This window comes from Gloeothece verrucosa PCC 7822, assembly GCF_000147335.1.
GTDB classification, from domain to species: Bacteria; Cyanobacteriota; Cyanobacteriia; order Cyanobacteriales; family Microcystaceae; genus Gloeothece; species Gloeothece verrucosa.
In genome coordinates, this window is the sequence record NC_014501.1 from 1,796,402 (window position 1) to 1,809,525 (window position 13,124).

At 39.1% G+C, this 13,124-nt stretch carries 14 protein-coding genes and 1 pseudogene; 4 read left to right on the forward strand and 11 right to left on the reverse strand.

The genetic code is table 11. From position 1 onward, the window contains the following. Positions 1–83 precede the first annotated feature (83 nt). Together CYAN7822_RS07985 and egtD are read left to right on the forward strand one after the other, a co-directional pair. The gene (locus CYAN7822_RS07985) at positions 84–1,022 is read left to right on the forward strand and encodes a putative 2-dehydropantoate 2-reductase (RefSeq protein WP_013321737.1); all 939 of its coding nucleotides are present in this window, start codon (positions 84–86) and stop codon (positions 1,020–1,022) included. Positions 1,023–1,235: 213 nt separating this feature from the next. Further along, positions 1,236–2,279, forward strand: coding sequence for an L-histidine N(alpha)-methyltransferase (egtD, locus tag CYAN7822_RS07990; protein WP_013321738.1), 1,044 nt, complete (start codon positions 1,236–1,238; stop codon positions 2,277–2,279). A 155-nt stretch (positions 2,280–2,434) separates the two neighbouring features. Here the strand turns inward: egtD and CYAN7822_RS07995 are convergent, their stop codons facing one another. The 3 genes from CYAN7822_RS07995 to CYAN7822_RS39375 all read right to left on the reverse strand — a co-directional run bounded on the left by CYAN7822_RS07995 (position 2,435) and on the right by CYAN7822_RS39375 (position 6,234). Next, positions 2,435–3,448, reverse strand: a complete 1,014-nt coding sequence (locus CYAN7822_RS07995; RefSeq protein ID WP_013321739.1) for a cytochrome d ubiquinol oxidase subunit II — start codon at positions 3,446–3,448, stop codon at positions 2,435–2,437. A gap of 246 nt (positions 3,449–3,694) precedes the next feature. After that, a complete protein-coding gene (locus CYAN7822_RS08000) occupies positions 3,695–5,134 on the reverse strand; it encodes a cytochrome ubiquinol oxidase subunit I (protein WP_013321740.1) in 1,440 nt (479 codons plus the stop codon). 200 nt (positions 5,135–5,334) lie between these two features. Then, positions 5,335–6,234: a PEP-CTERM sorting domain-containing protein gene (locus CYAN7822_RS39375; protein WP_013321741.1), complete on the reverse strand. Its 900-nt coding sequence runs from the start codon at positions 6,232–6,234 to the stop codon at positions 5,335–5,337. Between the two features lie 107 nt (positions 6,235–6,341). Between CYAN7822_RS39375 and CYAN7822_RS37535 the strand changes: the two genes are divergently transcribed. Continuing rightward, positions 6,342–6,506 (forward strand): hypothetical protein, encoded by a 165-nt coding sequence (locus CYAN7822_RS37535; RefSeq protein ID WP_157871792.1) that lies wholly within the window; start codon positions 6,342–6,344, stop codon positions 6,504–6,506. Between the two features lie 123 nt (positions 6,507–6,629). Here the strand turns inward: CYAN7822_RS37535 and CYAN7822_RS08010 are convergent, their stop codons facing one another. Further along, entirely contained in the window at positions 6,630–6,854 is a 225-nt protein-coding gene (locus tag CYAN7822_RS08010; protein WP_041933171.1) for a hypothetical protein, read from the reverse strand. A gap of 66 nt (positions 6,855–6,920) precedes the next feature. Then, positions 6,921–7,223, reverse strand: a pseudogene (locus tag CYAN7822_RS08015) (HEAT repeat domain-containing protein); the annotation flags it as partial. Positions 7,224–7,659: 436 nt separating this feature from the next. On the opposite strand from CYAN7822_RS08015, the gene CYAN7822_RS08020 reads away from it, so the two are divergent. Next, positions 7,660–8,526, forward strand: coding sequence for an FkbM family methyltransferase (locus tag CYAN7822_RS08020; RefSeq protein ID WP_013321743.1), 867 nt, complete (start codon positions 7,660–7,662; stop codon positions 8,524–8,526). Between the two features lie 15 nt (positions 8,527–8,541). Here CYAN7822_RS08020 and CYAN7822_RS08025 read toward each other — a convergent pair whose 3' ends face one another. From CYAN7822_RS08025 to CYAN7822_RS08050, 6 genes are all read right to left on the reverse strand, one after another. Continuing rightward, complete coding sequence (locus tag CYAN7822_RS08025) at positions 8,542–9,399, reverse strand: C-phycocyanin alpha-cysteine-84 phycocyanobilin lyase subunit CpcE (protein ID WP_013321744.1); 858 nt, start codon at positions 9,397–9,399, stop codon at positions 8,542–8,544. Between the two features lie 12 nt (positions 9,400–9,411). Beyond that, complete coding sequence (locus tag CYAN7822_RS08030) at positions 9,412–9,654, reverse strand: rod-capping linker protein CpcD (protein ID WP_013321745.1); 243 nt, start codon at positions 9,652–9,654, stop codon at positions 9,412–9,414. A gap of 98 nt (positions 9,655–9,752) precedes the next feature. Next, positions 9,753–10,628, reverse strand: coding sequence for a phycobilisome linker polypeptide (locus CYAN7822_RS08035; RefSeq protein WP_013321746.1), 876 nt, complete (start codon positions 10,626–10,628; stop codon positions 9,753–9,755). 32 nt (positions 10,629–10,660) lie between these two features. Next, positions 10,661–11,479: a phycobilisome linker polypeptide gene (locus CYAN7822_RS08040; RefSeq protein ID WP_013321747.1), complete on the reverse strand. Its 819-nt coding sequence runs from the start codon at positions 11,477–11,479 to the stop codon at positions 10,661–10,663. Between the two features lie 117 nt (positions 11,480–11,596). Beyond that, positions 11,597–12,085 (reverse strand): C-phycocyanin subunit alpha, encoded by a 489-nt coding sequence (gene cpcA, locus CYAN7822_RS08045; protein ID WP_013321748.1) that lies wholly within the window; start codon positions 12,083–12,085, stop codon positions 11,597–11,599. 94 nt (positions 12,086–12,179) lie between these two features. Further along, positions 12,180–12,698 carry a C-phycocyanin subunit beta gene (locus CYAN7822_RS08050; protein WP_013321749.1) on the reverse strand — a complete coding sequence of 173 codons (519 nt, stop codon included), beginning with the start codon at positions 12,696–12,698 and terminating at the stop codon, positions 12,180–12,182. Between the last annotated feature and the right edge of the window lie 426 nt (positions 12,699–13,124).

The window sequence follows — 13,124 nt, forward strand, 5'->3', positions numbered from 1 at the left end:
GTGCAGTAAAATTAAGATTACGAAACATTTTGATAGTTTGTTATACCGTTTTGAGAATTTAGCTTTAAAAGTTACTGTAGCTTATGAAAAATGTTCGCAAGTACGCGGTAATTGGAACTGGTGCCATCGGGGGATTTTATGGGGCAAAATTACAACGATCAGGTATTGAAGTTCATTTTTTACTGCACCGAGATTATGAATATGTTAAACAGCATGGATTAGTGATCGAGTCGGCTGATGGCAACTTTACTTTACCTCAAGTTAATGCTTACAATGATGTTAACAAAATACCTGCTTGTGATGTCGTTCTTGTTACCTTAAAAACCACTGATAATTTTTTATTGCCTAAGCTATTACCCAATTTAGTTAAAGATGATGGGGTAGTCTTAGTCCTACAAAATGGGCTAAATCTTGAGCCTTATGTTGCTGATATTGTCGGTGATCATCGAGTGATGGGCGGCTTGTGTTTTATTTGCTCTAATAAAATTGATAACGGGCATATACATCATTTAGATTACGGGCAAATTACTCTCGGAGATTATGCCAAAAATTATAGGGCTTGCGGCATAACAGAACGAATGAAAGCTATTGCTGAAGATTTAGAAAAAGCAGAAATATCTATTCAATTATCTTCCGATTTATTATTATCTCGCTGGAAAAAATTAGTTTGGAATATTCCTTTTAATGGTCTTTCAGTTGTTCTCAGAACAACGACTGATGAAATAATGTCTAATTTTTATACTCGTAATTTAGCTGAAAATTTGATGAGAGAAGTCGTCAGTATTGCCTCAGTCAATCAACGTTATATATCATCAGAATTTGTCGAAAAAATGCTGATTGATACGGAAAAAATGAAACCCTATTCCCCGAGTATGAAACTGGATTATGAAGCTAAACGCCCTTTAGAAATAGAGGCGATCTTTGGCAATCCTTTAAAAGTGGCGCAACAAGGGAGTATCAAAGCACCAAGAATAGAAATGATCTACCAACAATTACAATTTTTAGATCATTTTAGTCATTAGTTATTAGTCATTAGTCATTGGTCATTAATTTTTTGCTGACTTGTAAGCGATTGGCAAGCTTAATTACATAAATTAGATAGGAAAATAGTATTTTAAAGTAATATTGTTTTTAACAAAAAACTACAAAAATAGTGTTTTATTTGCACCCATTATGGGGTAATCTGCTGTAAAGAAGCTAAAATATCTAATCCATACAGCAAACGGAATGACTTTATGTCGATTTTACAAAATACTCCTAATTCAGTAACTTCTATAGCAACCAAACAGCAGTCAGAAACCAACGCCAGACTACACATAGATTATCTTCTTGAACCTAGTATTTCTCAAATTATTGATGATGGTAGAGATGTAATACAAGGACTAATGCAGCCGCATAAATCATTACCTCCTCGTTATTTTTATGATGCTCAAGGTTCTGAATTATTTGAGAAAATTTGTGAGTTACCAGAGTATTATCCAACTCGCACAGAGGCAGCTATTTTACAACAGCATGGGATGTCCATCGCTAAATGTACAGGAATATCGGAAATTGTCGAACTCGGAAGCGGAAGTTCTACGAAAACTCGCTTATTATTAGATGCTTATCAAGCTTTGGGCTATCCTTTACGATATCTTCCTATAGATGTTAGTGCTAGTATTTTAAAAGATAGTGCTAAACAGTTGTTAACCGATTATCCAGGTTTACAAATTCATGGCTTAGTCAGCACTTATGAATTAGCTTTACAACAGTTAACGCCGTCGCCTTTAGGCAAAAGAATGATCTGTTTTTTAGGTAGTACCCTAGGGAATATGAATCAACAAGAGTGTGACCTATTTTTCTCTCAAATTACTTCGGCGTTGGAAGAAGGAGATTATTTTTTACTGGGAATTGATTTACAAAAACCTGTAGATATTTTAGAAGCGGCTTATAATGATCGTCAGAGAGTGACAGCCGAATTTAACTTAAATATACTGCGTCACTTAAACTGGCGTTTTGGCGGAAATTTTGATTTAAATTTGTTTGAGCATCGGGCATTTTATAATCAGTCTCAAGCACAAATTGAGATGCACCTGGTTTGTCAGCATTCCCATCAAGTCTGTTTAGACGCATTAGATTTAACCGTTTCCTTTACTAAAGGAGAGACGATCCTAACCGAAATTTCTCGGAAATTTGACCTACAACAGATGCAGCAGGATTTAAAAAACAAAGGGTTAAAGCCGCTTCAAAGTTGGAGTGATCCCAAACATTGGTTTGGTTTAATTTTGTGCCAGTTTTAGCCGGACTGTGTGATTCCTAAATCTTACTTGAGTTGTAAAATAGTTGGACTTACGCACTAACTCTACTTGTAGGATGCCTAAGTCCTAAACTTATCTATTTAGCCTTAAAATCATCGCCGCGCCTACTGCAACGACAAATTATAAGCTTTTCTTATCTACTCCCCATAAGCCCCCCCTGATACCTTACCGCGAAAGACAAAATATTGATAGAGGTTGTAAAACAACATCACAGGAATCAGTGTACCAGTAAAAATTAACATAAATACTAATGCACTTGGATCGGCTGCGGCTTGATAAATCGTAATTTTAGTGGGAATAATGTAAGGAAAAACCACTAAACCTAAGCCAATAAAAGAAAGTAAAAACAGCAAAATAGTCCAAACAAAAGGCCATCTTTCTTCAGCCTTATTAAGACTTTTTATCAGTAAAAAAATTAAAATAATACCTAAAATAGGAATCAGAGCAAAAATATAAATTAGAGGTTTATCAAACAATCGCAATCGAGTGGACTCCGAAAAAATCGGCGTAGTTATTGTAATAAAAATAGCCCCAATTAAAGTTGTCCAAGCCGCCAGTTTAGCCGTTTTAAAATGATTCTGTTGTAACTCTCCCTCAGTTTTCCAAATTAAATAAGTAGAACCGATTAAAACATAACCTTGAATAAGGGTTAATGCCACTAAAACCGATTGAAAATTTAACCAGTCCCAAGTAGTACCAATAAAATGACCTGCATCATCAACCTGAATTCCTTTTAACACCGCACCAAGCGCAAACCCTTGACCCAAAGCGGCGGCAAAACTTCCGGACCCAAAAGCAATATTCCAGAAAAATTTACGTTTAGCTTGCTCTCGAAATTCAAAAGCGACAGCCCGAAAAATAAAGCCAAATAACATAAAGGTGATGGGGATATATAAAGCATTAAGAATTGTCCCGTAAGCTAAAGGAAAAGCCCCAAATAACCCCCCACCCATCAAGACCAACCAAGTTTCATTAGCATCCCAAACATTACTTAAACTGGTCATTAACAGTCCCCGTCGTTCATCATCGGACGAAGTTAACGAAAGAATCCCCACGCCCAAATCAAAACCATCTAACATCACATACAAAAACAAAAACAGGGCTAAAATACCAAACCAAACTTGAGGGAGAAAATACTTTAAAGTTTCCATAATTTTTTAGTAAATTATTAGGTTTAAGATAAAAATTGACCTCTCCCCCAGCCCCTCTCCACCTCCCCCTACCCCTCCTACAGCAGGGGAGAGAGTGGAAGATCTTTTTATATTTGGGGGAAAAGTGGAAGATTCTTTTTTTGCTGGAGACGGGAGTATTTTTTTCCTCCTTGCCTATTAGGGAAGGGGGCTAGGGGGTTAGGTTTTTTTGAGGTGAAAAGGCAGTAATTTGGCATTTTGAATTATTTACTGCTGTGCTTCAACAGGACGTTCATCCGGAACAAACTGTCCCGGAGAAGTATCAACCCCCGGTTTTTCTTGTCCAGGTATAGGTAAATCAAAGCGAGGCCCTTGACGAATAATCCGACTCCCATAATACAAAGCCGCAAAAAATAGCAAAATATAAGCACCAGCAAAACCAATTAAAGAAGCTAACACATCCCCTGGCGGCAAATTCGAGGCAGCATCAGCAGTCCGAATTTGGTTATAAACAATCCAAGGTTGCCGCCCAACACAGCGAACAATCCACCCCGACTCAACCGCAATATAGCCCAAAGGTGCAGCGAAAATCCAGCCCGCCATTAACCAATTTTGCTCACTAATATTGTCTTCTTTTAACTTCCCTCTCAGCCATTGAATTACACTGATAAACATCAATCCCCCAAAGAAAAAACCAATGGCAATCATGACGCGAAAAGAATAATAAATTAAAGGAATTAAAGAAGGTCTATTTTCTGGGGAAAAGTCTTTTAATCCTATCACGGGTTCTGAGAGTTCTTTTTTTAATTCTAATATGTATCCCAAAGCATCAGGGACCGTAATTTCCCAATCATTTTTTTGGGCTTTTTCATTCGGTAAAGCCAGTAAACTCCAATCAGCAGATTGTCCGGCAGGCGTGGTTTCCCATTGCGCTTCCATAGCGGCTAATTTAGTGGGCTGTTGGTGATAAACTTGTTCTCCACTGAGATGTCCCACATAAATTTGTAAAGGGGCGACGATAATTGCTATGATGATGGCAATTTTTAAGGCTTTAGCATAGAAAGCGGCATGACGTTTGTTGAAAATATACCAGGCACTAATTCCTCCAATCACAAATAGCGAGGTTTCTAATGTAGCTAAAAACATATGGCTGATACTGACTGCCATGAAGGGATTAAAAATCGCCTCAAAGTAATCTCTAACAATAAATATTCCGTTCACTAATTCTCCACCCGCCGGGGTTTGCATCCAAGAATTAGCCGTTAAAATCCAAAAAGTTGATAAATTCGCACCCAAAGCAACAAGAATAGTAGCAATGTAGTGAATGATAGGATTGACGCGATTCCAGCCAAAGATCATAATGCCTAAAAAGGCGGCTTCTAACATAAAAGCCCAGGAAGCTTCAAAACCGATAATACTACCAAAAAAGTTACCTACAGCTTCAGAAAAGGGGGCCCAATTTGTGCCAAACTGAAATTCCATCGGTATGCCGGTGGCGACTCCTACGCCAAAATTGAGAATATACAGTTTTGACCAAAAACGAGCGTGATAATAATAGTCAGAATTGCGAGTTTTTAACCATATTCCCTCAACAATTACTAAATAAATTGCCAATCCGGTTGATAATACTGGCCAAAGCATATGAAATATAGCTGTTAGGGCAAACTGCATCCTTGATAGGGTAACGGTATCTGAAAATAAATCCATAGCAGTGAGTGAGATTTTAATTACTTGACATTGTAGTGAAAATTTTTGCTAAAAAAGGTTTAAATTTAGGTTAAAAGATAACCTCTCTGTTAATTTTGGATTTTGGACAAAAAACAAGTTAGCGCAATTTTTCCGCTAACAAATCAGGATAAGTTGAAAGCGAGAAAATTTTATCTCAATGAAAAAGGTCAAATTGAAAATTAATTGCTTTTCTTTTTGGAGAGTTGGCGCTTGAACCATTCTCCAAAACTTACTGCTATTGCCACTCCCCCAACAGTTAGAGGTTCTGGAATCGGGGTAGAATTAATTCCACTGACATCGCCAGGGCTTCCTAGTTGTCCTAACGTTCTGGTTTGGGCCCAGGTAAAATTCGGTTGCTGATTTGATGTCAAAAAGACAATGGGGGAGTAAACGCCAGCCGGAATCGGATCAGGAAAAGAAAATGTGGCTGCTGTGGTCAATTCATTATTGAATGCACTTAGAAAAGGATTAGCCGCGACGGCGTTTAAATTAAGTGTAGGAAATGAAGGAGGAACCTCTGGAGGGGGTAAAAAAGGAGGTGCAAAATCTACCGCCGTCCTCTGTGAAGGCGTTTGATCATTAGCCGCTTGATCAATAGCAATCAGATTAGGATTTTGCAAAGGAAATTGAGGAAAAGCCGGTAAAGCTAATACCGGTTGGAGGGCTGACATAAAGCCTCCAGAAGTATAAAGACTGTTTCCTCTATAAGGCTCGCCATTTTTTCCGGTTATGGCTACACTAAATTGATCAAGGGCAAGATTAGGTCCACCAGCCGGATTAGTATTATAAATTTGATACAAGTAAACAAATCTTTCTGTGCCATTACTTTGCCCATCTAAAAAAGTCGGGCCTAAAAAATTCAAATCATCCAGCCAATTACCATCCAGGTTTTCCCAAACCGTGAAAACTACAGTAGCATCATCATCTGAACTTGGCACTCCTAAAGAACTAGCACCACTAAAATTAGTTAAAAAAGCGGCTAAAGTCTTCTGTTGGCCTAAAATCATTCCCCAAGTCGTTATATTAAGCCCAACAAATGTAAAAATGAGAATTTTTAGAAATGGTTGATTTTTTAACATGATATCGCTCCTGTTGCAAGACAAAGAACGGTGACATTTAGACTCTGCCCTCTAAGGCTTACTCCTCGCGGTGCCGAAGGGGCGGGGTTTATATCATAATAGCCACAATGTTAAAAACTCATAAGGTTGAACTAAATGCGGCTTACTGGCCACTTGTATGGCGGCTTCTTGCCCCATCCAACAACTTGATTAAACCCGCAACAGCCGTTTTATCCCCCAACATTTCCAACGCTTGGGAGCCTGTACTCAGAATTAATCAATTCGCGCATTAATCTTTTTATTAATAATTTCGACTGAGCGAATTCAAAAAAGGTCAAACTATCCAAGGTTTTAACCGTGAATACAAAGGGTTTTGAGGATGCAGCCACAGAACATTTGAAGTCGTTTGATAAATCCTAAAAACGACCTATAAAATAAGTATGGCGCTCAGACCAATTAGAAAGATCCAAATTCATCAGATACCCATGTAACTTGCCCGGAATTGTTTTAATATGAGCATTTTGCCAGTATTCATCGTCTTTATAGCTTATAACTGATATTTTCTTCAGAAGTTTTCCCCATCCTGGTAATTCTAATCGAGCATAGGGCAAAGCTAAAAAGGTTAATTTTGGGTAGTTCATCGATCTTGCGGTGTGTAACATAATAGTTAAATCAACTGTTAGCACTCAACAGCATTTTTAACAACTCTACAATAACTGATCCATTAATCTCATCACCCGCAAACTATCTTCAGATAACCCTGACTCTAAAGGATTATTTTCTAAATGATGGGCCAACAAGCCCCTCAGAGAAATGATCTTTAAACTATTTTCAGCCAAAGTATTAGCAATTGCCTCTGCCGCACTCAAATACCCGATGGCCCCTAAATCCATTAAAGCCGAACGCCGCAACTGTAAATCATTCCCTTCCAAAGCCGCTACCAACCGTTCTCCATAGACCCCTTTGGCGGTTAATTGATACATGGCCCTCGCCGCCGCATAGTGAGATTTTAATTACTTGACATTGTAGTGAAAAGTCATGAGAGAAAATGTTTAAATTTAGGTTAACAAATAACCCTTCTCTTAGAGAGCAAGTATTATTTATCTAATTCCTTTACTAGTTTCAATAGAGAACTAAAATTCTTATTTTTTCCCAAATGATAATTGCTGTTTTAAAGGTTAAGTGTTTGACAACTCTCTTTTCCTTGTGGTATGCTTATTTATTAAAGCTAATTTCATAATTAATCACCAAAAAAATGTCAAGTTATATAAAATAAGAATAAGCGAAAGGCAACATTACGGGTTAAATAAGATATTTTTCTGTAGCTCATAGTTTTAAAGTTCATGGCACATCCAGATTTAGCCGTAACGTAAATAGCAATTTTAATAACTTTTAATTATCGTCAAAAACATTAATCTTTCTAAAAATTTTTACCTATTAAAATTTATGAAAAATCATTTATTAGCTGAAGTTCTGATCAAGCTCAAACTATTAAAATTTTTAAATTTAGTTTTTTCATTTAAAATAAATGGAAAACGATTCAAATTTCCCATTATTAATTTAATAGGATTTCAAAATCTTAGGGAATTAAAAAAAGGGCGTGAAACCCATTTAGACAAAATAATTGCTGAAATTTTTTTAAAAAAAACAGGAGCTTTTATTGATGTAGGAGTAAATATAGGACAGACTCTTTTTAAAGTCAAGTCTATTGATTTATCTCGAGATTATTTTGGATTTGATCCTAGCCCATCTTGTTGTTTTTATGTTAAAAAAATTATTAAAATAAATTCTTTTGAAAACAGCCACATAATTCCTGTAGGATTATACAATAGTTTAGCCATATTAAAGCTTTTTACAAAATATGGAGATGATGATCCTCATGCAAGTGTAATAGATGGATATAGAGAAAAATCATTTTATAATGCGGAACAATATACTTTGCTTTGTGAAGGAGATTTTTTGCTGAAAGAACTCAAAATTAATTCGATATCAATTATCAAAATTGATGTTGAAGGTGCTGAATTAGAGGTTATAGAAGGTTTAAAAAACTCAATCGTTCAATACAAACCATTTATTATCTGTGAGATTCTAGCTATTAAAGATAAAGATGAGATGGCACATCATAAAAAAAATAGAGTTAATCGCTTAGAAAAAATCTTGAAAAATGAAAACTATTTGATTGGCAGAATTTATAAAAATAATAAAATTGTTATTCTCGATGAAATTGACCTTTATTCAAAGCCTGTAGAGTCTACCTTTGATTATCTTTTTGTTCCTCAAGCAATGAACAAATTTTTCGAATTATTTTTATAAGTAAAAGGTTATTTTTTATAACAACTGATCCATTAATTGCATAATTCGTAAACTCTCATCAGATAACCCTGACTCTAAAGGATTATTTTCTAAATGATGGGCCAACAAACCCCTCAGAGAAATGATCTTTAAACTATTTTCCGCTAAAGTATTGGCGATCGCTTCTGCCGCACCCAAATACCCGATGGCCCCTAAATCCATTAAAGCCGAACGCCGCAACTGTAAATCATTCCCTTCCAAAGCCGCTACCAACCGTTCTCCATAGACCCCTTTGGCGGTTAATTGATACATGGCCCTCGCCGCCGCATACTGAACTTTTTCGCGAAAATGAGCTAAAAACGGCTCTATAAGCTCAATAGCTTCTGTTGCCTTTAAAGTTCCCAAGGCTTCTAAAACTGCCTCATAAGGTTGAACTAAATGCGGCTTACTGGCCACTTGTATGGCGGCTTCTACTCCCCCATCCAACAAATTAATTAAAGGCGGAATCGCCCTCGGGTCTCCCAACATTTCCAACGATTGAGCGGCTGACTCTCTGACATAATAATCGGCAGAGTTTAAACACTCAATCAACGCCGGCACAACCCGAACATCTCCCAATTTTCCTAAAGCCTTGGCTGCATTGCGTCGTAGAGGATAGCCGCCATCGGGTGCCCGGTCTGTTTCATCTTCTAAAGCTTCCAATAAAGCATCAATTGCTTCAGGTTTGTTAACGCGAAATCGTCCCAACCACCAAGCCGCATAATAGCGATCTCCCTTATCTTCTCGTTGTTGGAGATTAGCGATGGCCTTTTCAACCGTTAAGGAACTCTCATCGGCGGAAGTTTCTCCCGCTCCCGCCTGAAGAGACTGAAAATTTTCTTCAAAACTAGACATTATAGCGAGCGTTTAATTATTTTCTGAATTTAGGGGTTTAATGCTCACAATGGTTCCGCCCATGCGGGTAATGCGTCGCATTTCTTCATTCATGCGCTTGTAAGGCACTTTGATAAATACGCTGCTACTGCTACGGATCTCGTAGTTATTTTTATCATTTTCTAAACTTTGCCGTAATCCTTGGACTTCATACACGAATACACGGCTGCTTGAGGGGGCATCACCAAAACTAACCAGTGCTGATTGACCAAACATCTTTTTTGATAACTCCTAATTTTTAGGTGATAATTAAAAACTGAATAACTTACTGTTATGAGTGGGGCACCAAAAATGTGCCCCATTGTTACATTTCACTACAGACTTGCTGGAGTAATGCTGGCTACTTTGCCGCCGAGACGGTTAATCTGTTGCAAAGTATTGTTTAACTCTTCGTAAGGCACGATAATGGCTTTATTGCTGCGGCGTACCCGAGGATAACGGGGATTGATAATGCCGGCAATTTCCACCCGATAGGCTTTGCGTTCAGTGCCAAAAGGTACCGTGCCGCCTAAAGCCTTGCTAGGAGTAATTCCTGCCTTAGAAGGACGATAAGCCCAGCCTTCGCTGCCGCCAGAAGGACCTACTACAGCAGAGGCGGCATTTTGAGCCAATTCAGCCGCTAAACGAGGAGAATTTTTCTCAATTTGAGAGCGATCGCTGTTAGCATAGCCCCGATAGAGACGGAACATCCGAGTAAACCCAACGGTTTTTTGTCCGGTTTGAGTATTAAATCCTCGGTAGTAAGGAACTATATTATCGCCAAAGTTTTCTTGATATTCCACAGAATCGATATAAGAATCGATATCTGCTTCAAACCCTTTATTTTCGTACAAGTCTAGATGATAAATCACCTCAGACTCATCATAGGGAGCGCGTCCCAAAAGGTGTTTATAATTGAGTTCAATGACTCGGGTTTGGAAATTGTTATAGAAAAACTTGGACTTATAGAGTTCTGATTTAGCTACCGCCCGAACAAACTCTCGTACTGTGATGACCCCGTTAGCCAGAAGGGACTCTGCACTTGCGAGGCGCTCACTCTTCATAATGTAATCATTGCCGAGTACCTGACGATACACAGCGCGAATGATATTTTGAGCGTCTTCTGTTGTCCAGTTGGGTCGTAATTCAATCGGGGATGCACCGCTAAATGCTGATGTTCCTAGACGAGAAGCTGCTACAGTAATTGCCATCTAATAATTCTCCTTATGTTTATACCCAAATTCTACGCAGGGATAATGCTCGTCACTTGTCCCCCTTGACGATTTATCTCTTGCAGTTTGTTAGATAATTGCTCATAAGGGACAAGGTATTCTGTATTACTCAGACGGACTCGGGTTTGACGTCCGGCTTTAGCTCCTTGTATGACTCGAATGCGATAAAATTTGCCGCGTTCTCCACCAGAAAGTCCGGTTAAAGCTTCGGCTGTCGAGCCTATATACACAGGAGTCGCTGTATTTTGGGCTAATTCTCGCGTCAGTTTAGCTTTTTGATTGCTCTGTGTGCGATCACTACTGGCGTAGCCTCGATAGAGTTGGAAGATACGACTAAAACCTACTGTCTTTTGATTGCGTCCAGTGGAAAATCCGCGATAGTAGGGCACCACATTATCCCCAAAGCTTTCTTGATACTCAGGGGAATCAATATAGGAGTCGATTTCCGCTTCATAGCCTTTTTCGCTATAAATATCGGTATGGTAAGCTATTTCCGTCTGATCGTAAGGCGCGCGTCCCAACAGATGCTTATAATTCAACTCGATAAACCGATTTTGCGGTAGAGTTTGAAAAAATTTGCTTCGATAAAGTTCTGATTGGGCGATCGCTCTGACGAAATCTTTCACCGTAATATCGCCGTTGCGTAATAAGGATTCAGCACTGGTTAATCTATCTCTAGACATTAAATGCTCATTCCCCAGCACCTGACGGTAGGCTGCACGGATGACCACTTCTACATCTTCTTCTGTCCTATTAGGACGTAACTCGACCGGGGCTGATTCTACAAACGGTTCAAAACCTAAACGTTGGGCTGCCGTTAAACTGGTCATCTTTGCCTCCTTATCTATTGTGTATAGATATAGCTAGACCTGGAGAAGCAGACGATTGCTAACCCTTTTGCCAACAACCCCCTGCCTTTCCAGGTCTTTATTGCCTGTTCGCGTTAATTAGCTCAGGGCATTGATTGCGTAATCGATGTAGGAATTGGCTTCAACAGCAGGGTCGCCGCTTAAACCATGATTCGCTTTGATGTACTTGAGAGCTTCAATGTACCAGCTAGGAGATAAATCAAAAGTACGGTTGATTTCATCAATCCCAGCAATGAGGTACTCATCCATAGGTCCTGTTCCACCAGCTACTAGACAGTAGGTCACCATACGGAGGTAGTAACCGATGTCACGAGCGCACTTGTCTTTACCACGCTGATCGGCAGCATAGTTAGGCCCTTGCATTTGGGTGGTGTAAGGGAACTTGTTGTAAACCGCTTGAGCTGCTCCTTGGGTTAATTGGCTGGCTTTTTCAGTCAGAGCTTTAGCAGCAGTTAAGCTGGCATTAGCTTGACGGAAACGACCAAAAGCAACTTGGATTTCGGTGCTGCTCAGGAAACGTCCTTGGGAATCAGCGGCTGATACGGCTTCAGTCAAGGGGGTTTTCATAGTTTAGGTATCTCCCAATTGATTTATTTTTCCTACAAAGTCTTCAAAAAATCGATTTAACAGGCGTAATAGTTGGTCTGTTAATCTGGAGCTACTAGGCAACTGCTGCTGCTGCTCTGTCGAAGTAGCCAGCAATTTCAGATGCTAATGCGCTGCAATCACCAGGAGTGATGCCGTTACGATCGTTAACGATCGCTAGAGCCGCTTCTTTCATTTTTTGTACACCAGCAGCTACAGAAGCTCCGGGAACACCTAAAGCTACGTAGGTTTCACGCAATCCATTGAGGCAACGATCTTCAAGAACGCTTGCATCTCCACTGAAGGTCGCGTAGGTGATATAGCGTAAGATGATTTCCATGTCGCGTAAGCAAGCTGCCATACGACGGCTGGTGTAAGCATTTCCGCCTGGATTGATTAACTGAGGCTGTTCAGCAAATAAAGCACGAGCGGCGTTAGCTACGATGGTAGAAGCGTTGCCGGTGATGCGGTTTACTGAGTCCATACGCTTGTTGCTTTCAGCAACCATAGCTTGGAGTGCATCTAGCTGAGAGCTAGAAAGATATTCACCGCGAGCGTCAGCTTGGGAAACAACCCTCGTGAATGCGTCAAACATTGAATCTATCTCCTACTTGACTTTAGTTGGGCTTTGGTTTTGTCTTACAGATAAATCCCTATTTCAGGGACAGTACAGCTTCTCAAGTAACCTTGATGGTGCTAGACAGATAATTATCTTATGACCTTTTTCAAATTTCTCCACAACTTTTTTTCAGAATTGTGAGAAAACTTTACTTTTGTCTCATTAACTGCCTAAGCCGTTTAAAGAGATATCGGCACTGACTTTCGTCGGCTGTCTTTACCTCTTAAGATACTTTTATACAATGCGGTTGTAACTTTGTTTGTTACATCTTGTTAAGATTTGTACCTCAGTTTTCTTAAAAAAACTTAAAATTCAGGGCGCAATACTGAAATTAAAACATCTTCGATGGTCTCGCCCGACTCAATGTTCTCTGATCGCCTTGCTGTCTTAAGAAAATTCTGG